Annotated in this window: 25 protein-coding genes and 2 tRNA genes; 20 read left to right on the forward strand and 7 right to left on the reverse strand. The window is 62.4% G+C overall.

Annotation, left to right across the window (positions count from 1 at the left end; all coding sequences use genetic code 11):
- The first annotated feature begins 62 nt into the window (after positions 1-62).
- From EWU68_RS02780 to EWU68_RS02815, 8 genes are all read left to right on the forward strand, one after another.
- Positions 63-1,370 carry a glutamate-5-semialdehyde dehydrogenase gene (locus EWU68_RS02780; protein WP_129314313.1) on the forward strand — a complete coding sequence of 436 codons (1,308 nt, stop codon included), beginning with the start codon at positions 63-65 and terminating at the stop codon, positions 1,368-1,370.
- 75 nt (positions 1,371-1,445) lie between these two features.
- Positions 1,446-1,685: a hypothetical protein gene (locus EWU68_RS02785; RefSeq protein WP_129314314.1), complete on the forward strand. Its 240-nt coding sequence runs from the start codon at positions 1,446-1,448 to the stop codon at positions 1,683-1,685.
- 148 nt (positions 1,686-1,833) lie between these two features.
- A complete protein-coding gene (nadD, locus tag EWU68_RS02790) occupies positions 1,834-2,493 on the forward strand; it encodes a nicotinate-nucleotide adenylyltransferase (RefSeq protein WP_238692296.1) in 660 nt (219 codons plus the stop codon).
- Positions 2,494-2,714: 221 nt separating this feature from the next.
- Positions 2,715-3,425, forward strand: coding sequence for a hypothetical protein (locus tag EWU68_RS12975; protein ID WP_156265288.1), 711 nt, complete (start codon positions 2,715-2,717; stop codon positions 3,423-3,425).
- A gap of 32 nt (positions 3,426-3,457) precedes the next feature.
- On the forward strand, positions 3,458-3,883 hold the full coding sequence (gene rsfS, locus EWU68_RS02800; RefSeq protein WP_129314316.1) for a ribosome silencing factor: 426 nt from the start codon (positions 3,458-3,460) through the stop codon (positions 3,881-3,883).
- A 125-nt stretch (positions 3,884-4,008) separates the two neighbouring features.
- A tRNA-Ala gene (locus tag EWU68_RS02805) sits at positions 4,009-4,081 on the forward strand.
- A 125-nt stretch (positions 4,082-4,206) separates the two neighbouring features.
- On the forward strand, positions 4,207-4,491 hold the full coding sequence (locus tag EWU68_RS02810; protein WP_129314317.1) for an antibiotic biosynthesis monooxygenase family protein: 285 nt from the start codon (positions 4,207-4,209) through the stop codon (positions 4,489-4,491).
- Positions 4,492-4,556: 65 nt separating this feature from the next.
- Positions 4,557-4,629 (forward strand) — tRNA-Ala (locus EWU68_RS02815).
- 68 nt (positions 4,630-4,697) lie between these two features.
- Here the strand turns inward: EWU68_RS02815 and EWU68_RS02820 are convergent.
- Positions 4,698-5,690: an alpha/beta hydrolase gene (locus EWU68_RS02820; protein WP_129314318.1), complete on the reverse strand. Its 993-nt coding sequence runs from the start codon at positions 5,688-5,690 to the stop codon at positions 4,698-4,700.
- A gap of 301 nt (positions 5,691-5,991) precedes the next feature.
- On the opposite strand from EWU68_RS02820, the gene EWU68_RS02825 reads away from it, so the two are divergent.
- Genes EWU68_RS02825 through EWU68_RS02835 form a run of 3 tightly spaced genes read left to right on the forward strand, consistent with a single transcriptional unit; the run spans position 5,992 to position 8,638 of the window.
- On the forward strand, positions 5,992-6,975 hold the full coding sequence (locus tag EWU68_RS02825) for a metal ABC transporter substrate-binding protein (protein WP_193554024.1): 984 nt from the start codon (positions 5,992-5,994) through the stop codon (positions 6,973-6,975).
- On the forward strand, positions 6,972-7,745 hold the full coding sequence (locus EWU68_RS02830) for a metal ABC transporter ATP-binding protein (protein ID WP_129314319.1): 774 nt from the start codon (positions 6,972-6,974) through the stop codon (positions 7,743-7,745). The genes EWU68_RS02825 and EWU68_RS02830 overlap by 4 nt, the downstream gene beginning before the upstream one ends.
- Entirely contained in the window at positions 7,742-8,638 is an 897-nt protein-coding gene (locus tag EWU68_RS02835) for a metal ABC transporter permease (protein WP_129314320.1), read from the forward strand. Before EWU68_RS02830 ends, EWU68_RS02835 begins: the two co-directional genes overlap by 4 nt.
- On the opposite strand, the gene EWU68_RS02840 is transcribed toward EWU68_RS02835, so the two are convergent.
- Both EWU68_RS02840 and EWU68_RS02845 read right to left on the reverse strand, forming a co-directional pair.
- The gene (locus tag EWU68_RS02840; RefSeq protein ID WP_129314321.1) at positions 8,635-9,309 is read right to left on the reverse strand and encodes a metal-dependent transcriptional regulator; all 675 of its coding nucleotides are present in this window, start codon (positions 9,307-9,309) and stop codon (positions 8,635-8,637) included. The genes EWU68_RS02835 and EWU68_RS02840 overlap by 4 nt on opposite strands.
- A 77-nt stretch (positions 9,310-9,386) precedes the next feature.
- A complete protein-coding gene (locus EWU68_RS02845; protein WP_129314512.1) occupies positions 9,387-10,790 on the reverse strand; it encodes a DASS family sodium-coupled anion symporter in 1,404 nt (467 codons plus the stop codon).
- 256 nt (positions 10,791-11,046) lie between these two features.
- Between EWU68_RS02845 and EWU68_RS02850 the strand changes: the two genes are divergently transcribed.
- The 5 genes from EWU68_RS02850 (at position 11,047) to nrdF (ending at position 16,613) form a co-directional block, all read left to right on the forward strand.
- Positions 11,047-12,147, forward strand: a complete 1,101-nt coding sequence (locus EWU68_RS02850) for an App1 family protein (RefSeq protein WP_129314322.1) — start codon at positions 11,047-11,049, stop codon at positions 12,145-12,147.
- A 314-nt stretch (positions 12,148-12,461) separates the two neighbouring features.
- On the forward strand, positions 12,462-12,698 hold the full coding sequence (nrdH, locus tag EWU68_RS02855) for a glutaredoxin-like protein NrdH (protein WP_129314323.1): 237 nt from the start codon (positions 12,462-12,464) through the stop codon (positions 12,696-12,698).
- Between the two features lie 177 nt (positions 12,699-12,875).
- A complete protein-coding gene (gene nrdI, locus EWU68_RS02860) occupies positions 12,876-13,340 on the forward strand; it encodes a class Ib ribonucleoside-diphosphate reductase assembly flavoprotein NrdI (RefSeq protein ID WP_238692269.1) in 465 nt (154 codons plus the stop codon).
- Complete coding sequence (nrdE, locus tag EWU68_RS02865) at positions 13,337-15,490, forward strand: class 1b ribonucleoside-diphosphate reductase subunit alpha (RefSeq protein WP_274542732.1); 2,154 nt, start codon at positions 13,337-13,339, stop codon at positions 15,488-15,490. The genes nrdI and nrdE overlap by 4 nt, the downstream gene beginning before the upstream one ends.
- A gap of 148 nt (positions 15,491-15,638) precedes the next feature.
- Positions 15,639-16,613 (forward strand): class 1b ribonucleoside-diphosphate reductase subunit beta, encoded by a 975-nt coding sequence (nrdF, locus tag EWU68_RS02870; protein ID WP_129314515.1) that lies wholly within the window; start codon positions 15,639-15,641, stop codon positions 16,611-16,613.
- A gap of 611 nt (positions 16,614-17,224) precedes the next feature.
- Here nrdF and EWU68_RS02875 read toward each other — a convergent pair.
- Positions 17,225-17,431 (reverse strand): DUF6112 family protein, encoded by a 207-nt coding sequence (locus EWU68_RS02875; protein WP_129314324.1) that lies wholly within the window; start codon positions 17,429-17,431, stop codon positions 17,225-17,227.
- Positions 17,432-17,669: 238 nt separating this feature from the next.
- Between EWU68_RS02875 and EWU68_RS02880 the strand changes: the two genes are divergently transcribed.
- Together EWU68_RS02880 and EWU68_RS02885 are read left to right on the forward strand one after the other, a co-directional pair.
- Positions 17,670-19,010, forward strand: coding sequence for a hypothetical protein (locus EWU68_RS02880; RefSeq protein WP_129314325.1), 1,341 nt, complete (start codon positions 17,670-17,672; stop codon positions 19,008-19,010).
- Positions 19,011-19,853: 843 nt separating this feature from the next.
- Positions 19,854-20,588, forward strand: a complete 735-nt coding sequence (locus tag EWU68_RS02885; RefSeq protein WP_162421345.1) for an SRPBCC domain-containing protein — start codon at positions 19,854-19,856, stop codon at positions 20,586-20,588.
- 81 nt (positions 20,589-20,669) lie between these two features.
- On the opposite strand, the gene EWU68_RS02890 is transcribed toward EWU68_RS02885, so the two are convergent.
- On the reverse strand, positions 20,670-22,124 hold the full coding sequence (locus tag EWU68_RS02890; RefSeq protein ID WP_129314516.1) for a SulP family inorganic anion transporter: 1,455 nt from the start codon (positions 22,122-22,124) through the stop codon (positions 20,670-20,672).
- 168 nt (positions 22,125-22,292) lie between these two features.
- On the opposite strand from EWU68_RS02890, the gene EWU68_RS02895 reads away from it, so the two are divergent.
- Both EWU68_RS02895 and EWU68_RS02900 read left to right on the forward strand, forming a co-directional pair.
- On the forward strand, positions 22,293-22,988 hold the full coding sequence (locus tag EWU68_RS02895; RefSeq protein ID WP_129314327.1) for a lipoyl protein ligase domain-containing protein: 696 nt from the start codon (positions 22,293-22,295) through the stop codon (positions 22,986-22,988).
- Positions 22,967-23,740 (forward strand): SOS response-associated peptidase, encoded by a 774-nt coding sequence (locus tag EWU68_RS02900; RefSeq protein WP_129314328.1) that lies wholly within the window; start codon positions 22,967-22,969, stop codon positions 23,738-23,740. The genes EWU68_RS02895 and EWU68_RS02900 overlap by 22 nt, the downstream gene beginning before the upstream one ends.
- 38 nt (positions 23,741-23,778) lie before the next feature.
- Here EWU68_RS02900 and EWU68_RS02905 read toward each other — a convergent pair whose 3' ends face one another.
- Both EWU68_RS02905 and EWU68_RS02910 read right to left on the reverse strand, forming a co-directional pair.
- Entirely contained in the window at positions 23,779-24,288 is a 510-nt protein-coding gene (locus tag EWU68_RS02905) for a GNAT family N-acetyltransferase (RefSeq protein ID WP_129314329.1), read from the reverse strand.
- Between the two features lie 149 nt (positions 24,289-24,437).
- A complete protein-coding gene (locus EWU68_RS02910; protein WP_129314330.1) occupies positions 24,438-25,850 on the reverse strand; it encodes an alpha/beta fold hydrolase in 1,413 nt (470 codons plus the stop codon).
- Positions 25,851-25,858: the final 8 nt, after the last annotated feature.

Genomic DNA, 25,858 nt, shown 5'->3' on the forward strand with positions numbered 1-25,858 from the left:
ACAGATGTCCGCAGTGGTCCGCGCGGCTGAAACTGCGCGGCGCTCCCGCTACAGTGGAATTCATGAGCCAAAACGCACAGGCAAACCAGTCCGCCTTCTCCGTTCCGGAGGACATCCAGTCCGCCGTGACTGCCATGGCCGACGACGCCCGCACGGCGTCGCGCGCTCTCGCAACGGCCGATCGGAGTCGCAAGGATCGAGCCCTCCAGCGAATCGCCGAGGCCATTGATGCGCAACGCGAAGTCATTCTGCGCTCGAACGCCTCGGACGTCTCGCGCGGCAAGGACAAGGGATTGGCCGAGAACCTGGTGGACCGGCTGACCCTGACCGATGAACGTATCGACGGACTCATTGATGCCCTGCACAACTTGGCGTCCCAGGTGGACCCGATCGGCGAGATCCTGGACGGCCAGACGCTCCCGAACGGCCTCCGAGTCTCCCGCGTCAGGGTCCCGCTCGGCGTCGTCGGGGCGATCTACGAGGCACGCCCCAACGTCACGGTCGACATTGCCGGCCTCGCCCTGAAGTCCGGAAACGCCGCCATGTTGCGTGGGGGATCGGCCGCACTGGAGACCAACAAGACTTTGGTGGGCATCATCCGTGACGCCCTGGACAACGCCGGATTCCCCATGGATTGCGTGCAGACGGTCGATGAATTCGGCCGCGACGGGGCCAATGCGCTCATGCTCGCGCGGGGCAAGGTGGACGTACTGATTCCGCGCGGCGGTGGAAACCTGATCCAGTCGGTGGTGAACAACGCCAGGGTGCCCGTCATCGAAACCGGTGAGGGCAACGTCCACATTTACCTGGACAGCACCGCGACCGAGGAACAAGCCGTACCGCTGGTCGTCAATTCCAAGGTCCATCGCCCCTCGGCCTGCAATTCCGCCGAAACCCTGTTGATCCAGCGGGATGCTCCCGCGGCCGGCTCGGTGCTCCAGGGCCTGCTCGACGCCGGCGTTCGCCTCCACGTGGACGACGACGCCGCGGTATTGGCCGGCGGTCTCTCCGACCAGGTGGTTGCAGCGCAGTCAGACGATTGGGACTCCGAGAGCCTGGCCCTCGACATGTCGGTCCGAGTGGTGGACTCGATGGACCAGGCGCTGGACCACATCAGGACGTACTCGACCGGTCACACCGAACTGATCATCACCAACGACCTGGCAAAGGCCGACGCCTTCGTATCGGAGGTGGATTCCGCAACCGTGATGGTCAATGCTTCGACACGTTTCACCGACGGCGGCGAGCTCGGCCTGGGGGCCGAGGTTGGGATCTCCACGCAGAAGCTTCACGCCCGTGGGCCGATGGGCCTCGCACAGTTGACGTCCTCACAATGGGTCGTGCGAGGACAAGGCCACACGAGGGGCTAAACTGGTGGACGACTTCATCGCACCGGATACAATCGGCGGCGGCCACGCGCCGACCGTCGGAAGGGACCAAGGAATATGCTCAGCTCAGCCATTCTGGCCGCCGCTCCCGTAGCGGAAGAAAGCGCCGGTTACGATCTCGGCATCCCGCACTGGCTGGTGGCCGTGATCTTTTTCGTCGCTTTCCTGCTGATGATGATGGTGGTCGTCTCCTTCTCCGGCCGAGGCATTCGGCGCGACGGTCTCACCAACCCCTCGGAACTCTCTCCTGAGGAGCAGGACGCCATGACCCAGTACACCGAAAAGCATCACCGCTAGCCGGCGGTCCGAAGAGGGCGGGGTCCACGCGGGTGTTTCTCCGCGTGCGGCCCCGGTGCCGTATCCCATGAATCCCCAGCTCAAAGCCACAACCAAAGACGGGCTGACCGTTCCACCACGGCGTCCGGGCCGCACACGCCTCGGAGTCATGGGCGGCACCTTCGACCCCATTCACCATGGCCACCTGGTGGCCGCTAGCGAGGTCGCATCCGTGTTCGACCTCGACGAAGTGGTCTTCGTCCCCACCGGCCAACCGTGGCAGAAGGCGGACAAACGGGTATCCGCGGCGGAGCACAGGTACCTCATGACCGTCGTCGCCACGGCGTCGAATCCGCGATTCACCGTCTCCCGGGTGGACATCGATCGGCCGGGGCCGACGTACACGATCGATACGCTGAGGGATCTCCGTCAGCTCAGGCCGAAGGCGGACTTGTTCTTCATCACCGGCGCCGACGCCATGGCGCAGGTCCTGTCCTGGAAGGACGCATCCGAGATGTGGGACCTGGCCTACTTTGTGGGGGTCACACGTCCCGGCCACGAGCTGGCCGCACCGTACCAGGGTGACGGAGTGGGCCTGCTCGAGGTCCCGGCCATGGCAATCTCGTCAACGGACGTGCGGCGTCGTTCGGCGGCCGGAAAACCGGTGTGGTACTTGGTTCCGGACGGGGTCGTGCAGTACATCAACAAGTACGACCTGTATGATCCGCACGAGGACGACGACGCGGACGACGGACGGAGGAATCCCGACCGTCTGCCCAAGGAACACGAAAACGGGCCGACCCCGGTAGACTCGGGAACAGCACGGTAGAGTGCGCGACGAGCGCATACGTCAAGGAGTTTCAGCTGAGTAGCAATATCCCCACCACGACCGATCTGTACGCGGATCCGGACAAGGTGTACGTTGCGGAGGACGGAACACGGGTTCCGCCGCCGCCGGAGCCCTATGGGCCGAGGCGTCTGGCCCGGTACCGTCGCGACCAGTTGTCCGAACTCCGGGGAGAGCCGCCGCTCCACGCCCAAGGCACGCCCGTGGTACCCGTCCAGGAGCCGGCACCGGACGTCCTGGAGATCCAGAAACGATTCCAGGCGCTGTCGGACACTCTGGAAGAACAGGGCGAGTTCATCGAGCTGGGCGAACGGGCGGAATTCGACGCTTTCATCGCCAACGACGCGTCGGCGGTGAAGTTCCAGGAAGAGGATGTCCTCAACGCCGTTCAGCGGCACATTCTGGGCGAGTCCGGAACCGTTGCGGACACCCCGGCCTTGTCCATCAATCCGGCGCATCTGTCCGGGTTCAGCAGCACTGACGTCAAACGGGACTACGACGAACACGTCCTGGGTCCGGTGACCATGGGTGTTCCCGTGGTGCTCGGGCCGGCCAGCACGGAGGCCTCGGACAACGTGCTTTCCGGTGAGTTGCCGGTCCAGGAGGCTCCGTCGACGTCGTCGTCCACCCAGTCGACGTCCCATGCAACGGCCGGCGAGGCCGCAGCCGTTGCTCCGGAGCCTTCCCCGACCACCGAGGCGACCCGGCCAGGGTCGGCCCCAGCGAATCAGGATTCAGGGCCGGACCCCGAAACGGCGAACGCGAAGCCGGTGCGTGCAGTCGATGCGCACGGTTTGGACCTCTCCGGGATGGACCGGAAGGCGCCGAAGTCCGGCGGCCGGATCGCCCTGATCACACTTCTTCTCCTCCTTCTCGTGGCGGCCATTGTCCTGGGAATCATCTTCCTGCTCTGAGCCAGCCGCACTATCCGTTCCGAAAGGACACCATGACCGCAACACAAGAATCGGTCGAAGCCATCAGGCTCGCGGCCCGGGCCGCGGAATCCAAGCAGGGGACTCAGCTCAACGCCTACGACGTCTCCGAGACCATGGGGCTCATCGACGGCTTCCTGGTCGTCTCGGCGTCGAATGAGCGCCTGGTCGACGCGATTGTCGACGAAATCGAGACGCAGCTGAGGGAACAGCTGGATCTGAAGCCGTTGCGCCGCGAAGGCAAGTCGGGCGGCCGGTGGGTCCTCCTCGATTTTGCCGACATCGTGGTGCATGTGCAGCACCAGGAAGAACGAGAGTTCTACGCCCTGGACCGGCTCTGGGCAGAGGCCCCACGCATCCCGCTCGACGTCGAGGGCGAAGTCGACGAAGTGGACGAACTTCCGGACGCCAGCGAACTGGCGCCCGAACCTAGGTCCTAGCAACGACGGGCCGCGGGGTGGGGCAGATCACCTTTCCTCGGTTTGCACCCCGCCCCGGCGTGCTCGTATAGTAAAGGAGTTGCCTCGAGGGGCAACGGAAAAAGCATTGATCTCAATGCTGATATGGGGCTGTGGCGCAGCTGGTAGCGCATCTGCATGGCATGCAGAGGGTCAGGGGTTCGAGTCCCCTCAGCTCCACTCATGACAAGGTCCGGATCCTTGGCCATTTCGATGATGGCCGGGGGTCCGGATTTTTTGTCGGTTCGGCATCGATCGGGCACCGTGGCCTAGAATTCGAACCATCGTGAGTAAGGAGAGTTTCGATGACCGTCGTCAAGATCAATAGGCTGTCCGTTCCCTCAGGTGCCAACGAGGAACTGGAACGCCGATTCGCCGCGCGCAAGCATTCGGTCGATTCCGCCCCGGGGTTCGAAGGATTCGAGTTGTTGCGACCTGCCGGGGAACAGACCGAATATTTCGTGCTGACGCGGTGGGCCGACGAAGAAAGCTTCCGTGCTTGGGCCGCACAGCGGCAGCCGCGCGACCCTCAGTCGACGGTGTCCACGTCCGAGGGAATGCTCGAATTCGAGGTTGTCGACCTGGGATGACAGCCGCACGCCGCCGTCGGATTCGGCGTCCGGCGGCGGGGTCTGCTAAGCTATAACAGTTCTTTGGGGCTGTGGCGCAGCTGGTAGCGCATCTGCATGGCATGCAGAGGGTCAGGGGTTCGAGTCCCCTCAGCTCCACTCCATACGAAAAATTGCCTCGCCACACGGCGGGGCAATTTTTTTGTGTTCGCCATCCTTCCGGCCCATCAGGCCGCAGACACGACACGCTTCAACCACTGCCTCCGGGCGACAACGGCGTCCTTCGACAGTGTTGCTTCAGGGGCCACCGAGTCGAAACCGTGGAATCCACCGGGCCACACGTGCAGTTCGCACGGCCCGCCGGCCTGCCATATGCGCGACGCGAATCGCACGTTCTCGTCACGGAAAGTCTCTGCCGAACCGACCTCGATGAAAGTCGGTGGTAACCCGGAAAGATCGACCGCTCGGGCGGGAGCCGCATAGGGGGAAACATCATCGCGGCCTCGCGAGCTCCCCAGCAATGCGGTCCATCCCGTCAGATTATCGGCCCGATCCCAGACTCCTTGCCCCTCCATCTGCACCGCAGAGAGCGAGTCATTGCGATCGTCAAGCATCGGACACAAGAGCAACTGTCCGATGACCTCGGGGCCTCCGCGATCTCTCGCGAGGAGAGTCGTGGCCGCGGCCAGTCCACCTCCGGCACTCTTTCCCCCAACGATCAGACGATGCGGGTCGATGCCGAGTTCGGAACCATGGGCGTACACCCACGTCAACCCTGAGAAACAATCCTCCACGGGGCCAGGGTGCGGGGTTTCGGGCGCAAGGCGGTATTCCACGGACACTACTGCGGCGCCCACGGTGGACGCGAGGCGCACCATATCGGCCAGGCCCTTGCGTGCGTCCCCGGAGATCATGCCACCACCGTGCATGTAATAGAGCGCCGGCCGGGGCTCTTCCGCGCGTACAGGCCGGCAGACCACCAGCGATACGCCAGGGGCGCCGACGGGGCCCGGGATGACGAGATCGACGACGTCGTAGGTTCCGCCCAGGGTCAGGTCTTCGATATCTGAGTCGCGTACCGCCGCCCTGACTTCCGCGATGTTCTCCAGTGTCCTGTAGGTGGGGATATGAGGCCTCGCGATGTCGAGGGCTCGGGCCAGTTCCGGGTCGAACGGCGGGGGAGGACCCACTGCTTCTCCTGTCGAGGGTGATTCGCGCACTGTGCATCCTTTCCCGGCGCCCGACTGCGGGCCGACCGTTCATGGCTACATTACCGTCCGGAACCCAACCTTCTCCTCCGCTACTTCGGGCGCGACGCCCGGTCCTGGAGTCGAAGGCGCGGGAGATGAGAATGAGGCCAACACATAGATTCGGGATACAAAACTAGAAACTACGGCGCACCGAACATATGATGTACGCAGGCGGGTGGGCCCCGGGGTGCACCTTGATGACGATCCAGCTTCCGTTCCTGGGACCGGCCCACCCGCCGTCCACCGCACCAACAAGAGGCAAAGGACCACCATGCCCGTATTCCACTCTTCCCGGTCGCGCGAGGATGCTGCTGTCGACCGCATTCGCGCGCCACGTAAAAAACTCGCCCGCATCATGTCCCTGTTGGCGATTCCACTGCTTGGAACGTCATGCGCGTACGCAGGCAACGGCGCCTCGGACGCCAAGGAGAAACCGACGGTGCTGACCACGTTCACCGTTCTGGCCGATATGGCGCAGAGTGTCGCCGGCGACCACGTCACGGTCGAATCGATCACCAAACCGGGCGCGGAGATCCACGAATACGAACCGACTCCCGAGGACATCAAGAAAGCCTCAACGGCGGATCTGATCCTCGAGAACGGGATGAATCTCGAAGCCTGGTTCGAGAAATTTACCCAGGATTCGAAGGCGCCCAAGGTGACGGTATCCGACGGAGTGCAACCCATCGACATCGCGGAAGGTGAGGGCCGCGGTGCACCGAACCCGCACGCGTGGATGAGTCCGGTGGCCGGACAGACTTACGTCGACAACATCGAAAAGGCGCTGGCCGAACTGGCCCCCGAGCACAAGGACGACTTCCGAAAGAACGCGGAGGACTACAAGAAGAGACTGCAGGGAATTCACGGTCAGCTCACGGATCGTTTGCACCAGGTCCCCGAGGAGCAGCGCACCTTGGTGACGTGTGAAGGCGCCTTCTCCTATCTCGCCCAGGACGCAGGCCTCAAGGAAAAGTACCTGTGGGGTGTCAATTCCGATGCCGAGCCTTCGGCGCAACGCGTGTCAGCGATTTCCGATGATGTGAAGGCAAGCCGGACTCCCGCAGTGTTCTGCGAGTCCACGGTGTCCGACAAGACGATGCAACAAGTGGTCCGTTCCTCCGGCGCCGATTACGGAGGAACCTTGTACGTGGATTCCCTCTCGGAGTCCGGCGGTCCCGTGCCCACCTATGTGGATCTGTTGAAGTACGACACCGAAACCATTGCCAAAGCCTTGACCGGTGATGCAGCGCAATGAGAGTTCGGGCTCAGCAGGATTCACTGACACGGAACAACCGACAAGACAGCCACGAAGCGGCGCTGCTGATCGAGGGCCTCAGTGTGGACTACGGAAACCTTCGCGCTCTGAGCGACGTGAACCTGAGGCTCGATGCCGGCACGGTATGCGCGGTTCTCGGGATGAACGGCTCGGGCAAGTCCACCCTGTTCAAAGCCATCTCGGGGGTGATCAGGCCTTCCGCCGGAACTGTGAGGATTGGGGGACAGAGCACGAGGCAGGCCCAGCGAGCCGGAATCCTCGGGTACATGCCGCAGGCGGAGTCGGTGGACTGGGACTTTCCGGTGTCCGTGCGCGACGTCGTCCTCATGGGGCGATACGGAGCGATGGGCCCCAGCCGAAGGCCGCGCCGGGAGGACAAGGACCTCACGGAACGTGCGATTCGGATCGTGGGCCTGACCGATCTGGCGGACCGGCAGATCGGAGAATTGTCCGGTGGCCAGAAGAAACGCGCGTTCTTGGCGCGGGCGCTTGCCCAGCAGGCAAAGGTGCTGCTGCTCGACGAACCCTTCGCGGGCGTGGATACGGTCTCGGCCACCACGATGATTCGCGTCCTGCGTGACCTCGCCTCGGAGGGTGTCGCGGTGCTCATCACCGTGCACGACATCGAAAACATCGACCGCCTCGCCGACAGCGCCGTCCTGCTGCGCGGTCGGGTGGTCTACCAGGGGACTCCCACGAGCGTTGTGGAACCGGAGAACCTTGCCCTGGCGTTCGGAGGCGGACAATGAACCTGCTGGAACTGATCACGCAACCCTTCGAATACGGCTTCATGGTGCGGGCGATCGTGGCGACCCTTTTGGCGGCCGTCCTCTGTGCCGTCCTGTCCTGCTGGCTCGTGCTGACGGGCTGGTCGCTGTTGGGAGATGCTGTCTCGCATGCGGTGCTCCCGGGCGTCGTGCTGGCTTACGCGCTGGGCTGGCCCTTCGCGGTCGGTGCATCGATCTTCGGTGTGCTCGCCGTCGCCATGATCGGTGGAGTCAGGGCAACCAGTCGGGTCAAGGAGGACGCCGCCATCGGGATCGTGTTCACGACCTTGTTCGCCCTGGGACTCGTCCTGGTCTCGGTCACTCCGTCCCAGGTGGATCTGAACCACATCATCTTCGGAAATCTTCTGGGCGTTTCCCCTGAGGACCTGGTCCAAGTGGTCGGCCTGGTAGCTGTGTGTCTGGCGGTGCTGTTGTTCAAACGCAAGGACCTGACGCTGTTCGCCTTCGACCCGGGCCATGCGCGGACCATCGGGCTGAGCCCAAGACTTCTTGGCTCGATCCTCTTGGGCGTTCTCGCGCTGACCTGCGTCGTCGCCCTCCAGGCCGTCGGAGTGGTGCTGGTGGTCGCGATGCTCGTGGTCCCCGGGGCCACCGCGCGGCTGTTGAGCCAGAGCATGTCCCGGATGCTGTGGATCGCGCCGTCGGTGTCTGTGATCGGGTCGCTGGTCGGTCTCTACCTGAGCTACTACCTGGACATTTCCTCGGGCGGCTCCGTGGTGCTGTGCCAGGGCTCGATCTTCGCGCTGGTGTATCTCGTCGCCCCGCGCGAGGGCCTGGTATGGCGAATGATTGCACGTCGAGGTCCCAGGCAGCAGCCGCTCGAAGCGGACGCCCCGGAGAAGACCGCTGTCTAGGCCGATTCCGCGACGAAGACGGAGTCGGTGGCCTCGCGCCCGAGGGTGAGGCAGGCCCCGTCGTCGACCGAGATGTCCACCGTGCCCGAGTAGGGCGCACCCTCCGACGTGCTGATCTGTGTCCCGACCGCCAAGCCCTGGGCGGAAAAATACTGGAGCAGGCGAGGGTCGGCGTCGGAGATCCGGACGACGCGGACCGTGGCCCCCGGGCGGACGTCCGTCAGACGCGTGGCGTCGGGGGAGTCCACGATCCCGTCGGCCGATGGAATGGGATCTCCGTGCGGATCGCGGTCGGGATGTCCCAGGAGCTCCGCTATGCGCTCGACCATGAAGTCCGAGACGGAATGCTCCAGGACCTCGGCTTCGTCGTGCACCTGGTCCCACGTGTACCCCAGGGTCTCCACGAGGAAAGTCTCCAAGAGTCGGTGCCGCCGGACCATGGCCACGGCGTGGGCGCGGCCTTCGTCCGTCAGGGCCACGGCGCCATAGGGCGCATGCTTGAGCAGGCCCTGTGTGGTCAGCTTGCGCACGGCATCTGACACGGAAGACAGCCTGAGCCCCGTGGCCGCGGAGATGGCCGACGCGGTGACCGGCGCCTCCGACCACTCATTGAGCGACCAGATGGTCTTGAGATAGTTCTGCGTGCTTTCGGTCAATGAGGAGACGGACATGAGCACCATCGTACGGAATCGGCGATCTCGCCTCGACCCCGCGGGTACGAGAGTACTCCGTCACACCATCCCCTGGATCAGTTCCACAGGCCCATCACGAACATCCACCCGGAGCCGACCACGGTCCAAATGAGGATGTTGACCACCGAAGCAATGAAACCGACCTTGAACCACTCGGCCGTAGTCACATAGCCGGAGCCGTAGATGACCCCCGCAGGACCGGAGGCGTAGTGCGAGATTCCACCAATGAGATTTCCGATGAAGCCGAAGGCCAGGGCGGCGAACAGGGCTGGCGTGCCGGCTCCAATGGCTGCCCCGAGGAAGACGGAGTACATGGCGACGATCTGCGCCGTATTCGAGGCGAAGAAGTAGTGGACGTAGAAGTAGACCAGGGCCAGGATCCCGAAGGCGATCGGCCAGGGCATCCCGCCGACCAGCGAGCTCACCGTGTTGCCGATCCAGTCGATGACGCCCAGCGTATTGAGGTGAGTGGCCATTCCGACCAGGACCGAGAAGAAGATGAGCGTGGACCAGGCACCGGAATTCTTGGCCATGTCCTTCCACGTGAGCACCTTGGTGACCAGAAGGATGGCGACGCCGAGGAAGGCGGCCGCCGTCGCATTGATCCCCAGCGTGCCGCCGAGGACCCACAGGAGGAGAAGAACCACGAAGGTCGCGAGCATGATCCACTCGGCACGACTCATCGGTCCGACCTCGCGCAGTTGCTGACGCGCCTGGGCGGGTGCCTCCGGCGTGCTCCGGAGAGAAGGCGGGTACACCTTGGACATGACCCAGGGCATGGTGGCCAGAGCCACGAGCCCGGGGACGATCGCGGCGAGCGCCCACGTTCCCCACGTAATGGTGACCTGTTGGTGGGAGGCAAAACTGACGGCCAGGGGGTTGCCGGCCATGGCGGTCACGAACATCGCTGACGTCACCGTGTTGACCTGGACCGAGGTCAGGGACAGGTAGGAGCCGAGGCGTCGTCGGGATTCGTCGCTCGTGGGCTCCGAATCGTTGACCGTCGCCAAGGACGTGACGATTGGGTAGACGACGCCGCCGGCCCGCGCGGTGTTCGAGGGGGTGGCCGGCGCGAGCACCAGGTCGGTGAGTGCCATCCCGTAGGAGAGTCCCAAGGACGAACGCCCCAGGACAGAGACGAAGAGCAGTGCGATGCGACGACCCAACCCCGTGATCAGGAAGCCATCGGCAATGAAGAACGCGGCCACGATGAGCCAGATGGTCGCATTTCCGAATCCCTGAAGGGCCTCTTTCTCCGGCGTCATGGTTCCGGTCATCATGGCCGCCGCCAACCCGACCAGCGCCATGGACGCCGTCGGCAGGGGTTGGAGGATCAGGCCCAGAATGGTTCCGACGAAGATGCCGGCCATGTGCATGCCGCGCGGATCGACCCCGTCCGGGACGGGGAGGAAATAGATCACAAGGGTCACGATCACGATCGCGGCGATTTTGATGGGCATGGCCCGGCGCGGACGCGCTGGGCGTGCCTGTGGTTCTTTCGTGCGGGCGGGTGCGCTGCTCACGGTGTTCCTCTGGCGTGTAGAAGATCTGTTGTGACTGGTCAGGCGGCTGTTGGCCGTATCGTGACGACTCCCGATCCTAGAAGGTCGACCTGGGTTTGCAGCCTCGAATCCGTCGATCGGGACGGTTCCGTTCACCACATTTGCCGACTCGTCACGCGCCGTCCGGTGCACCCCGGTGTGACACACTGGACCCATGGCAGATTCCCGGCCTCCGGCCCGACGGTTCCTCCCGAAGAAGCGCCGAACGCCCTCCGTGGGTCGTGAAGCCGTCAATATCGCCTACCGCGTGGCCGACCGCATCCACGAGAGCCGCGAGAAGTCCGCGGTCAGGGCGGGCAACGAACCCGTCATCGTGCCGTTCGTCGGATACGGCAAGACCAGCTGGGTTCGGGTTCTAGGGAGAGCCGTCTACAAGACCATGATGTTCTCCGACATCATCGATTCCTTTGCGGGCGATCAGCGAGCGACGAGCCCGGCCCGGGGGTGGCGGTCCTTCACTTCCGTTCCGATTGCCAACGCCGAGATCGACGTCGTGATCGGCGACCAGCACTTTCAGGTTTCCGCGGACCACGGGGGAGTGATCGACGTCGAGCTCGCCATCGAGCTTGCCCCTGGGGTCCACACGGTCAGGATGAGCACAGCCGGATCCGACGTCGTCTCCTCGACGGTCTACGTGGTTCCCGATGACGAGAAGATCGGGATCATTTGCGACGTCGACGACACGATCATGGTGACTGCCCTTCCGCGCCCGCTCCTGGCTGCGTGGAACTCCTTCGTGCTGAGCGAGCACGCCAGGATGCCGACACCGGGAATGCCGGTCTTCCTCGAACGGTTGCACAGGGCCCACCCGCATGCACCGATCATGTACCTGTCCACCGGCGCCTGGAACGTGGCCCCCACGTTGCGCCGGTTCCTGTCCAGGAACGCCTACCCGGAAGGCACCTTGCTGCTCACGGACTGGGGGCCGACCAGGACGCGATGGTTCCGGTCGGGCGCGGCCCACAAGGTCGATTCGCTCAAGCGACTGGCCAGGGAGTTTCCGGACATGAAATGGATTCTGGTGGGCGACGACGGACAGCGGGACCCCGACATCTACAACGGCTTCGCCCTGCGCTACCCGGAGAACGTGGCCGCCATCGTGATCCGGAACCTCACCGTCGGGGAGTCCGTTCTGGCCTCTGGACGGGTCTGGGGCGACGACCGGGCGCGGGAGATCGCGGCGGGGTCCCTCTGGATGGAGGCCAATGACGGTGGCACGCTCTCGGACAAACTGAGGCACTCTGGGCTGCTCTAGTCGACGGGGTGCGACACGACCGATTCGGACTCCGGAAGAAATTTTTGGACGGATCGTCTGTGGACAATCTGTGGTCGGAGCGCGATGAGGAAAGCATCGTCCGCGTCATTCCGCGCCACGACTACAACGGTGTCATTTGCACAGGGTGGGGATAACTTCTCGGCGAAAAAACCTAATATGTTGTGGGGGCTTTTTCGGTGCGACACTAGATGTAGTATTGAGCGGAACCCTTCAACCGGACCCGCACCGTCATCCCACCCCCGGGAAACGGAGCTCGGGGCAGAGGTTGCCGCCACACTGCAAAAGGAGAATGCATGTCCATCACCGTTTACACCAAGCCCGCCTGCGTCCAGTGCAACGCGACCTACCGTGCCCTGGACAAGCGCGGCATCTCCTACGACGTCGTCGACGTGACCGAGGATGCCCAGGCCCTCGAGCACATCAAGGGCCTCGGATACATGCAGGCCCCGGTGGTGGAGACCGAGGATGACCACTGGTCGGGTTTCCGCCCGGACAAGATCGGGACCCTGGAAGCGGCTCTCGCTTCCTGATCCTCTCGTCCGGTGCCATCCGCGAGAGCGGATGGACCGGGCCGCGGCCGCGGGACACGAGGAACAACATCGACCCCGCGAGTGTTGAACACCTATAGGGTGGCGGTGCATCAGACCCCCACCCGCGGCCGGTCACGCATACCTCGACATCGCCAGATTATTTGGGGGGCGACCACTGTGGAAACCGTCCTTGAAGACCACCGCGACATACCGGCGTCGGCAAACGAGCCCGTGCTCGTCTACTTCTCCTCCGTCTCCGGGAACACGCACAAGTTCGTGGACAAGTTGGACGCCGAATCGATTCGGCTTCCGCTTCGCACCGGCGAGGACACGATCTTGATGGATCGGCCCTTCGTGCTGTGCATTCCGACCTACGGACGTCCTCGCTCCGGCGGGGCCGTGCCGCCTCAAGTCATGAAGTTCCTTCGGGAACCGAAGAACCGGGCTCTGATGCTCGGGGTCATCGGAGCCGGGAACACCAACTTCGGGGAACTGTTCTGCATCGCCGCGGACAAGATCGCGGCAAAGTGCGAGGTTCCCGTTCTGTACAAATTCGAGCTCATGGGCACCAGCGACGATGTTGCCCGCGTCAACGAAGGACTGAAAGCGTTTTGGACACAAAACTTCCAACTCTCGAAGTGAACGCCGAGCGCGGTCACGACGACCCGTCGATCCCCGAGAAGTACAAGGGGCTCGGCTACCACGAACTCAACGCGATGCTGAATCTCTACGACGCGAACGGGATGATCCAGTTCGACGCCGATCGGCAGGCCGCGCGCCAGTACTTTCTGCAGCACGTCAACAACAACACCGTGTTCTTCCACGACCTCGAGGAGAAGCTCAAGTACCTGGTGGAGCACCAGTACTACGAGCCGGAGGTCCTGGAGCAGTACTCGATGGATTTCATCCGGTCGCTCTCCAAGCTCGCATACTCCAAGAAGTTCCGCTTCCCGACCTTCCTGGGCGCCTTCAAGTTCTACACCTCGTACACGCTCAAGACGTTCGACGGGCAACGGTACCTCGAGCGCTTCGAGGACAGGGTGGTCATGGTGGCCCTCGCCCTGGCCAGGGGCGACGAGCGGGTGGCCACGAGCCTCGTGGAGGAGATCATCTCGGGTCGTTTCCAGCCGGCGACGCCGACCTTCCTCAACGCGGGCAAGAAGCAGCGCGGTGAACTCGTGTCCTGCTTCCTGCTGCGCATCGAGGACAACATGGAGTCGATCGGTCGTTCGATCAACTCTGCGCTGCAGCTCTCCAAGCGCGGGGGAGGCGTCGCCTTCGCCCTGACGAACCTGCGCGAATCGGGAGCCCCGATCAAGAAGATCGAGAACCAGTCCTCGGGCGTGATCCCCGTGATGAAGCTGCTGGAGGATTCCTTCTCCTACGCGAACCAGCTGGGTGCCCGCCAGGGTGCCGGGGCCGTATACCTGCACGCCCACCACCCGGACATCTACCGCTTCCTGGACACCAAGCGCGAGAACGCGGACGAGAAAATTCGCATCAAGACCCTCTCGCTCGGCGTCGTCATCCCGGACATCACGTTCGAACTGGCCAAGCGCAATGAGGAGATGTACCTGTTCTCCCCGTACGACGTCGAGCGCGTCTACGGCATGCCGTTCTCGGACATCAGCGTCACCGAGAAGTACTACGAGATGGTCGACGATCCCAGGATCGAGAAGAAGAAGATCAACGCTCGCGAGTTCTTCCAGACTCTCGCCGAGATCCAGTTCGAGTCCGGGTACCCCTACGTCATGTTCGAGGACACGGTGAACCGGGCCAACCCGATCGACGGCAAGGTCATCATGTCCAACCTGTGCTCCGAGATCCTTCAGGTCTCCCAGCCGTCCGAGTACAACCCGGGACTGGACTACGAGAGCATCGGCAAGGACATCTCGTGCAACCTGGGCTCGCTCAACGTTGCCCAGACGATGGACTCCCCGGACTTCGGTCACACCATTGAGACGGCGATCCGTGGGCTCACCGCCGTGTCGGACATGTCCGACATCGAGTCGGTTCCCTCCATCGCGCGCGGCAACTCGATGTCGCACGCGATCGGGCTGGGCCAGATGAACTTGCACGGGTACCTGGCGCGGGAGCGAATCTTCTACGGCTCCGAAGAAGGCATCGACTTCACGAACATGTACTTCTACACGGTGCTCTACCACGCGTTGCGGGCCTCCAACAGGTTGGCGATCGAGCGCGGGGAAACCTTCGCGGGCTTCGAGAACTCGGAGTACGCCTCGGGCGAGTTCTTCGACAAGTACACGAAGCAGACGTGGGAGCCGGCCACGGAGCGGGTTCGGGAACTGTTCGCCGACGTTCACCTTCCGACGCAGTCGGATTGGGAGGATCTCCGGGCGAGCGTGATGGAACACGGTATCTACAATCAGAACCTCCAGGCCGTCCCGCCGACGGGCTCGATCTCGTACATCAACGGTTCGACCTCGTCGATCCACCCGATCGCTTCCAAGATCGAGATCCGCAAGGAAGGCAAGCTGGGTCGCGTCTACTACCCGGCCCCTTACTTGGACAATGACAACCTGGAGTACTTCCAGGACGCGTACGAGATCGGCTACGAGAAGATCATCGACACCTACGCCGCGGCCACGCAGCACGTGGACCAGGGCCTGTCCCTGACGTTGTTCTTCCCGGACACCGCGACGACGCGCGACATCAACAAGGCCCAGATCTATGCGTGGCGCAAGGGGATCAAGACGATCTACTACGTGCGCCTGCGGCAACTCGCCCTCGAGGGAACCGAGGTCGAGGGCTGCGTGTCCTGCATGCTGTAAGGCCGAGGAGCGGCCGGCGGTCGACGTGCCGCCGGCCGCTCCGGGCGACGTCGTGCTCTGATCCGAGCGGACTCGCCGTATCTTCGATACACCCCCACATCCCACGCGACGAGGCGCCGCGAGCGCAAAAGGAGTCATGCCCGTCATGATGAGCGAAAAGGTCGAACTGGTCCACAACGTCGAGGCCATCAACTGGAACCGCATCCCCGACGAGAAGGACCTCGAGGTCTGGGACCGGTTGACCGGCAACTTCTGGTTGCCCGAGAAGGTCCCGCTCTCCAACGACGTCCAGTCCTGGGCGACGTTGAGCGACGAGGAAAAGCAGCTGACGATGAGGGTCTTCACCGGCCTGACCCTTCTCGACACGATTCAGGGGACCGTCGGTGCGGTCGCGCTTCTCCCGGATGCGCTGACACCGCATGAGGAGGCCGTCTACACGAACATCGCGTTCATGGAGTCAGTGCACGCGAAGTCCTACTCTTCGATCTTCTCGACCCTGTGCTCGACCAAGGAGATCGATGAAGTCTTCCGGTGGTCCCGTGAGAACGAGTTCCTTCAGAAGAAGGCGAACATCATCATGGACTACTACCAGGGTGATGACTCGCTGAAGAAGAAGGTCGCTTCGACTCTGCTGGAGTCCTTCTTGTTCTACTCGGGCTTCTACCTGCCGATGTACTGGTCCTCGCACGCCAAGCTGACCAATACCGCGGACCTGATCCGGCTCATCATCCGTGACGAGGCGGTGCACGGCTACTACATCGGTTACAAGTACCAGCGCGGCCTGGAGACCGAGACCGAGGAGCGCCGGCAGGAGCTCAAGGACTACACCTTCGAGCTGTTGTTCGAGCTGTACGAGAACGAGGTCGCCTACACGCACTCGCTCTACGACGGCGTCGGCCTCTCCGAGGACGTCAAGAAGTTCCTCCACTACAACGCGAACAAGGCCCTCATGAACTTGGGCTACGAAGCGATGTTCCCGTCGTCGGTGACCGATGTGTCCCCGGCCATCCTGTCGGCCCTGTCGCCGAATGCCGACGAGAACCACGACTTCTTCTCGGGCTCTGGTTCCTCCTACGTGATCGGCAAGGCCGTCAACACTGAGGACGAGGACTGGGACTTCTGAGGCCCAGAGCTTGCCCTAGGCCCGAAAGGGGCTGATCGGAGGCCCGAACCTGCAGGTTTCTGCAGGTTCGGGCCTAGTTGTGCATCCATCCGGAGGACAACCCGGTGCGGCCATCTGGGCCATCGTGATGAGGAAGACGATCACCGACATCAGCTTCGATACGGTTGGGGCGATGTCGAAGAACTAACATTTCCCGATCCACTCGTGCGTGGCATCCCAGGCCGCGCCCAGAATGCCAGCGGGGCGAGCGCGGCACGGACCAGCCACTGGGATTGACAGATCAGCTAAACGGACTGCACGGAGGCCACCGCACAGACCATGAGCCCGGGGAGGACGATCGCGACCATCGCACTGACGCCGGGAGTGGAGACCATCCACGGTGACTTCCATGTCGGTCATGACAGAGTTGATGAGGGCGATCACGAGAAGTTGTTTGAAGAGAATGCTCTCACGCCGTGGGCGGGAGCTACCGAGCCGTGAATGGACCGCTCGTTAGGTGTCTATGCAGCCCACCCGCTTTCGAGCGTCCACTGAGGGCATTCGGAATACCTCCCGGTCTAAGACTGGAACGGGGCAAGCCTAGAGTTCCTCACTGCGGTCTAAGAGGCAATTTACTCAGGCGATGGAGACCCAGAGACTCCCCTGCGCCCTTTTTGTTGACGGTAAAGAGGCTGGACCGGGCTGAGCGAGGGCGAGATGATTGTGGAGACGATGGTCATCAGCATGGCGAGGTCGAATACGGTGATCAGCACCGGCCTGATCACGATCTTCGAGTTGCCGATGCCTCCGAGCCCCTCGAAGTCAGAGCAAATGGTCAATCGATATTCGGACGAAGACGCGAGCTGGGAGGGGGTATGTTTGTGCGTGGGAAGTCTATACGCCCGAGTGCGTTTTCATGCATCGGACGGGCCACACCTGTAATGCGCAACTTCTAACAGGGAACCTCTGTCCGTCCGGGTTGTGAGGAAGCTGAAACGCTTACTGATTCATGCTAGGCATGACGTATCGCTCGACGTGTATCGTCGAAGTCAAGTATGACACTAAAGCGAAGAAGAGGTGGCAACCGAGATGTCTCAAATATGGGACCTGGCAACTGAAAATCGTGTCGAGAACTACGGTTCTTTCTACACGAGTCTGTTTCTCATGGAAGGGTCTTCTTCTGATCCTGGATTATCCCCAGACGGGTCTATCACGCCAGAGGCAAGAGACATGCTTATGGGGGTCCCAGTCTTGTATTGGGAGCCACCCAGCGACGCCGAAAACAATATCCTGGAGGCGGTCACTCTTGGGCACGCGCGAGCCATTGATGCAGTGGAAGTCGTCAATGGTACGCTACCCCTGAAACGTGATTCTCTTGAAGGGGTTAATTTTTCTCTCACCAATAATAGGCTACGATTGGAATCGAAATCTCGTTGGCTGGGGTTATTTGGGAGTCTTCCATTTGTGGTTGACCCACGTCTTGCTTGGTTTATGGAAGGCGGGAAAACACTGGGGATCTGTATTAAAACATCTAAAACAATAGTAGTGTCTTCCATTACGTCTGATGATTACCCTCCACGTATATCTGTACACAATGGAATTCTTGAAAGTAAGAGCTCCCGAGGCATTATCGACTACTCTGCTCGATGGAAGAATGTCTATCTGTACAACCACAGCCTCTTCTCTGATGCTCAGAGTGCACCTGATCATCATTATCGGGCATATGGAGCGTCTCCGGAGCAGGAAGATTTACCATCTAAAATATCGTACAAAGGCGCGTGCCTCGGGTGCGGGGCAGCTGAAAGAAGCAACGAGCATTGTGTCCCAAATTGGGTGGCGGCGAAGCAAAAATCCAAACCGGTGACTGCGCCCGTTTTTTGTGTATCTTGCAACAATCATTTCGGTGAAGTTTTGGAGCTTCCTCTGGCAAAATCGAGCCCGGACTACGTGACGGCAAAAAGTAGTGATGACCCACTGCTCTTTAGTCGATGGGCGTTGAAGACTGCATTTACGCTCTCGGCGGCAAGCGATATACTAATCCAGCCTGAATGGATGCGAGTTCTTCGAAATGGTGAAATGCCGGAAGGGTTTGAAGTGTTCGCTTCAGGCGATTGTTCTATGCGGCCTGGATACATGTTTGCGGTTACTCACTTCTCACAATCTGAGGTGAAAAATGGGACATTTGTATTCTCCTTCTGGATGAACAACCTTGCGTTTTTTGTTGTGCGCAAAATGAATAGTCTTCACCAGATTCCAGTATTGCCCCGTGTATATCCCAGTAGGATCGCTCCTCAATATTTATCTCACGGCGGAATCGATTTTACGAAACTGCACGCCAAGATTATTGAACGAATTACTGGTGAAGCTCTAGATTTTACCAAATCCAATCCGAAAAAGGTTAAATCTCGTCGGGAATAGTGGGTAAAGATTTTTGCGAATCTGGCAGTTCAGATGTTCGGCTACTCAGTGGCATATCAGCAAAGATCATGTCAGTGAGTCTAGATTTCTTTGACTGCGACGTTGGTGTTGTCTTAGTGGCCACGGTAGATGCCCGATGGTTCGTGCATGTCAACGGCTCCGCAGCTCCACTATCCCCCCCCCCCCCCGTCTTCGTGATTCAGCTCCCAGATGGGGCCTCGCGACATGGAGCTATCGGTTCGGGATCCTGGCATGGTCTCGCAATTAGTTCGCCAAGTCCCATCAGTACTCTATCTAGCGGGGCGAGTGCGGGGTGTTTGCCGATCCGTCGCAGACAGTGATGTCGCGGACTTTGTGCCGGAGCCGTTCGGTCCAACCGGGTTTGAAGGGTCCGCAGAATCATTATCAGTTTCACACTCCCCGGAGTCGCGCCGGTGCCGAAGTTCGAGTTGGGCTCGGGCAGATGGAAGGCGGCATGGTGGGTAATCCACGGGGCGAGGTCGGTGATTCCGCTAGAGGCTCCGTTTTTTGAGGAACTGTTGCTGGAGGTGGGTGCCAGCGCTATACCTGGATAATCTGACCAGGGCGAGCGGCGACGGGACCATGTGAGATTGAATCGACTGGGACTTCTGAGCCGCTGATCTCACCACGCGCACTTCCGCGTGGCGATACGGGCCGGGCACGCAGCCAGTTGCGTGCCCGGCCTTTTGCGTTGGGCTGGGCTCCGACGACGCCAGCGCAATGCAGGGAGCGCAGGTTTTTCAGGTTGCGCGCCGAAGTCGCCATGTTCCGGCGCTGCGTCGTATTCTCGAAGAGGCAGTCACATCGAGTGAGGAGTGCAGAGTGGCACACAGTGCGTCATCAGTGGAAGAAGCCCCAGCCGACAAGAACGCCGAGCAGGCCGCGGGAGAGCCTGCAGGTGACAAGGACCCGTTTGGCCGTCCGGGGGCGCCCAAGCATCCTGCGGACCTTCAGCTCGAGCGCGTATACCGCCAGGTGGGGAACAAAGAGAATCACCACGTGATCGTGGTGGAACAAACCTTCACGAATGCACCGCACGAAATCTGGGCGGCCCTGACGGATCCCGAGAACCTCGCGGTGTGGTTCGAGCCGGTCACAGTCACCTCGAAGGAAGACCGCCGGTTCCGGACCGAGAAGACCGGGACCGAAGGCACTGTCCAGATCTTCGACGCTCCCAGGCTCCTGCAGCTCACGTGGACCAACGATGGTCAGGACAGCGAGTTGCAGATTTCGATCACCCAAACCGCGGCAGGTTCGTCGTTGACCCTTCGGCATCGTGTACCGGCCAATGAACACTGGGACACCTACGGGGCGGGCGCGACCGGCGTCGGCTGGGACGGTGCTTTCCTTGCCCTCCACGCCTTCCTGAGCGGCCGAGCCGCGACGGTCCGCCAGCGGATGGAAGAACTCGAAGGATCCGAACGAGGCAAACGATTCATCGACGCGACCGCGAAGGCCTGGGAGAAAGCCCAGATCGCCGCAGGGTCCGACGAGGACGCCGCCCATGCTCAGGCCGAACGCACCGCCGCGTTCTACAAGGGCGAAGCAACCGCATGACCCCAGTTGCCCCAGGCACCGACTGACCACGTCGATCGCTGAACCGGCCACGAGCTACGACGCATCGAGTCGCGGCACCGATCAGAGGCTGCCGCTCAACCGGCCATGCAAATGAGCGGACGCGGGGTCCAGACCCACCACCTGGACCTCGTGTCCGTTCTTTTCGTATCGGTGGGTGATGGAGTCCACGGAGGCAACCGTTGAGGCGTCCCAGATGCGTGCGTCATTGAAGTCGAGGACCACCTCGTGCGGGTCCTCGGCATACCTGAACGAGTAGTAGAGGTCATTCGAGGACGCGAAGAACAGCGTTCCGTGAATCGTGTAGGTCGCTGTCGTCGGTACGTCGCCTTCCTCGTTGGTCACGGTTCTCTCGACGTGGACCACGTGCGCAACCCTCCGGGCGAAAGCGATCATTGCCGCGACGACTCCGACTCCGACGCCGAGAGCCAGATTGTGCGTCAGCACGGTCACCAGAACCGTGAGCACCATGATCAACGTTTCCGCCACCGGCATTCGACGGAGGAGGCGCGGACTGATCGAATGCCAGTCGAAGGTCGTGAAGGCGACGTAGATCATCACCGCCACCAGGGCCGCCATTGGAATGATCGCCAGGACGCCGTGGAGACTCATGATCAGGGCGAGCACGGAGAGGGCCGCGGCCACGGACGAGAGCCGAGTCCGGGCCCCCGCCTTCACGTTGATCATGGTTTGCCCGATCATGGCGCAACCAGCGGAACAGCCGAACAGCCCGGAAACCGTGTTCGCGATCCCCAGGGCCCAGGATTCTTTGGTCTTGGACGAATGGGAATCCGTCAGATCGTCCACCAGCTTCGCGGTCAGAAGCGACTCGATCAGACCCACGATCGCCATGGCGACCGCAATCGGGGCGATCGTGACGAAGGTTTCCGCCGTCCACGGGACGTCGGGGATGACGGGCACCGGCAGCGCGTCCGGCAGGGAGCCTTTCTGTCCGACCGTGGGCGCGGCGCCGCCGGCCAGCACCGCAACCCCGGTGACGACGACGATCGCAACCAGCGGCGCGGGAATCACCGTCGTGATTCGAGGAAGCACGAAAACGATGACCAGACCCAGGGCCACGAGGGGGTACACGAGCGATGGAACTCCCATGAGTTCAGGCAACTGGGAGCTGAAGATCAGGATCGCCAGGGCGTTGACGAACCCCTTCATGACCGACCGGGGAATGAACCGCATGAGCTTGGCGGCCCCGACGGCTGCCAACAGGATCTGGATGACCCCGGAGAGGACCACCGCGGCCAGATAGTACTGGAGACCGTGGCTCATGATGAGCGGCGCGGCGACCAGAGCCACCGACCCTGCGGCGGCGGAGACCATCGCGGGCCTGCCGCCGAGCACGGAGGTGACCAAAGCGATGATCACAGCACCGAAGAGCCCTGTGCGAGGATCCAGGCCGGTCACGATCGCGAAGGCCGTGGCCTCCGGGATCAGCGCCAGAGAGGTCACGACGCCGGCGAGCAGTTCGGTCACCCCCTGCCGCGGGTGACGGACCGCGCTCATCACGGTACTGGGGCGGGGTGAAGAGGTGGAGGACGATGCCACGGGGAAAGCTCCTGACCTGGAGGTACGACGGATACCAGGGTATAGCAGCCCACGTTGTGCTCATGAATCAGGGTGCGGGCCGATCCAGGTATCCTCGGAGAGTCCGATTCCCAGAGCGGAGGCGCCATGCTGATCGAACGTCACCTCGGGTCCGTCGCGGAAGACTATGAATCGACGCTGTCCCGGCTGCGTCGAGTCGCGTCGGGGGATGAACAGCCCATCCTGAGGTTCTCGAGACCCGGTCCCATCGTGGGATTCGGGCGGCGCGACGAACTCAACCCCGGATTCGACGCAGCCCGCCAGGCGTGCGAGGTGCACGGTTTCGTCCCGTGGGTCCGAAAAGTCGGCGGACGTGCAGCTGCTTACCATTCGGACTGCATGATCGTGGACCACCTGGTCCGTACCCAAGACCCCACCAGCGGGACGATGGCCAGATATCGCAGCTTCGGCCGACTCTGGGCACGCATTCTCGACGGCCTGGGCATGCCGGCCGACGTCGGCGAGTTGCCGGGGGAGTACTGCGCGGGAGAATACAGCGTCCACGGAATCGCGCCGGGCGGTCAGAAGGTCAAAGTGGTCGGCACCGCGCAACGTGTCGTCTCAGGTGCGTGGTGGTTCTCGGCCGGCGTCGTCGTCTCCCGCCCGGAGCCCCTCCGAGCGGTCCTCGATGATGTCTACAGGGCGTTGCACATACCGATGGACCCGCGCACCGTGGGCTCCGTATCGATGGCCGTTCCGGAGGTTCGGTGGGATGATGTGGAGGACGCGGTACTGGAAGCCTACGAGGAATGGGACAAGCGATGTGTGGACGATATGTCATAGCCAGGGCCCAGGGAGATCTGCTCGGCGGCGTCGAACTGGACGAGTCGATCGCCGACTACAACGTCGCTCCGACCCGGACCGTGCCGATTCTGGTCGATCACCAGGAGAACGACTCGTGGACGCGCCGGATCCACTCCGCCCGCTGGGGGCTCCTGCCCCGGTGGGCCAAGGACGAATCCTTTTCGTCGAGGGCATTCAACGCCCGCTCCGAAACCGTGGTCGAGAAGCCAACCTTCCGTCACGCCGTGAAAACCCAACGATGCGCTGTCCCGGCCAACGGATACTACGAATGGGCCAAGCACACCGAGGGGAGCGGGTCGGGTCGTGGCAAGACCCCCAAGACCCCGTACTTCGTCCACCCGCGCGATCCGCAGGACAGCATCTACTTCGCCGGGCTCTACGAATGGTGGAAGATCCCCTCGGGAGAGGACGCAGGCCAATGGTTGCTGTCAACGACGATCCTGACCACCGCCTCACCCGATGACGAGGCCGCACGGAAGGACGAGACGCTCGGCGAACTCGCCCGACTTCACGATCGTTTGCCCATACCGCTGCGATTCACCGGGGACAACGACGACGAACTGACCTCGTGGCTCCGCGCCGAGCACAGCCCGGAGGAAGCCGTCGAGCGGGTTCGTGACAACGCCTACGACGTCGCGAGCCACTGGATCCTCACCGAAGTCGGCCGCGAGGTCGGCTCCGTGGCAAACAACGGGCCGGACCTGATCGAACCCGTCTCTCGGTTGATCTAGTCCGGCCCAGCGTCATCGCGGGAGCCCGCAGGGGACGATCAGAGCTCCGAATCGTCCTCCGGAATCCATCGCTTGAAGTCCAGGGTCAAGTACAGAGCCAGAGCAGGTGAATTGTCCTCCGCGATTCGCAGGGCGACCTCTTCGTGACCCAGACGGTAGAGCTCGTCGATCGCAATACGCAGCAACTGCTCGGCGAAGCCCTCACGCCGCCGGGACGCCGCGGTGAACAATTCGAAGATATAGGGCGCATCCGGAACGTCGTTGCCGACCCGAGAATCCAGGACGAGAGCCGCGGCGACCAGGCGCCCGGAACCATCGACCACCACGGGTGACGCAGACTCGATCAGAGCGCCGAAATCCCCGTTGAAAACCTTGTGAATGATTTCGAGGGCTTCCGCCTGGCTGCCGACGACGGACTGGTCGTCGTAGGAAGCGAAAAAGAGCTTGGCGAGGCCGTCCGCGTCTTCCTCGGTGACCGGTCGCGTGGTGACCTTCAGGGGGCGCGTGTTTGCCCACGTTTTTCCGATAAGTGTGATCGTGCCGCTCACGATAACCTCCCGCGTTCTGCCGTCCGGTCACGCCATGCAACCGGGAACTGTCACTTAACAGCCTAACCGTCAGAAGCCCAATGCGGGATTACTGAGGAAAATGCGCTTCAAAATTCAGCCGGCAGAAACGCCAGAATTGGGGGATGAGCTCATCGTGAAGGAACAGATACGGGTGATTCCGACAAAGCCCCGGATTCGACCAACACTTCGCCCAAACGGCCCAGGACTTCCTCGGTGTTGTGTCCCAAAGCGTCATGGTGCATGGAATTCGAGGTCCACGTCCTCAGATTCGGGATGCTCGCAGCAGTCTCCATGGCGTGGTCGAAATCCACGTACACGTCCGGCCGATAGGCGCTCGCGGCGACCGGAACCTCGTTGCGGGCCAACCGGTCCAGATCGTACAAATGTCCCCAGTCGTCCTTCGCGGCCAGCAGGCGGGCGGCGTCGGCCAAGGGCGTCAGGGCAGGGTCTTCCTCGAAATACCACGGGTGGATCATTTCGCCGGTGAAGAGCAGCGGATCGGCCTCTTCCGAGTAGTCCGGCCGCGTCGCGCGGATCCTGTCCGCTGCCCACTGACTCGAGACGCCGGGGCCATCGCAATAGATCGCTTCGTGCATGAGCGCGTACAACGGCTGCCCCGCGAAGGAGACGGCGCGGCCGACGTCGGTCAGGAAACGTTCCGACGGAAAGCCAGCACCTTCCGCGAAGGCGGACTCGAGCAGATAGTGCAAGCCATGCACCCTGGAGTTTCCGCCCAGATGATTGCCCAGCATTTGGAAACGGTGGGGCGTCAGTCGTTCGCCCGAGGACAGCCGGACCTCGTGGTCTCGGAGAAAAGCAGCAATCTCCACCGCACGCGACCTGTCCTCCGGGTACCAGTCGTAGTACTCGAGGTTGCGTTCGGACACGCGGTCGAACGTCGACCGGTACACATCGGTCGGCGAGCTGTGAATGGGCGCGAGGCCCGCGGTCATCCAGGAATGCAGCAGGGAGTCCGGCGCATAGGACAAATACGAGAGAGTGATGAATCCGCCGAAGCTCTGGCCCAGGCTCGCCCAGCGTTTCTCGGGCTCATCCGCCGTCAGCGTCGCCCGCACGCACTCCGCATCGGCGACGATCGAGTCAGCCCGGAAATGTTCGAGCCAGGCCACCTGCGCCGCTGCGTCTCCCCGGCGCGCGAGCGCGTCCGCGGACAGGGGAGAGGACAGGCCGGTTCCCCGTTGGTCGAGCAACACCACCCGGTAGGCACGGGCCAGGTGCCGGACCCATCCGGAGTCGGTCAGGGGCCGGGGAGACGGCATGCCCGGTCCGCCTTGCAGATACACCAGAAAGGGCCGGTCGTCGGGTTCGCCCCATGACTCGGCGTCGTGCCGCGTCACCACGCGGGCGAATATCTCGATCGTTTCGGAAGCCGACGCCGACGGGGCGGCTTCCCCCTCGTGACTCCACGGCCAGGCGTGGGCCAACGGCACCCGGAACCGGTGCTCGGTCAGCTCCAGCTCACCGATCCGATGGGTCGGGCCGGCGCGGTGGGGGACTGGGGTCGATCCGGGGAATGCCATGCGACCAT

Origin of the sequence: Rothia koreensis, assembly GCF_004136575.1 — a bacterium.
Lineage (GTDB): Bacteria > Actinomycetota > Actinomycetes > Actinomycetales > Micrococcaceae > Rothia > Rothia koreensis.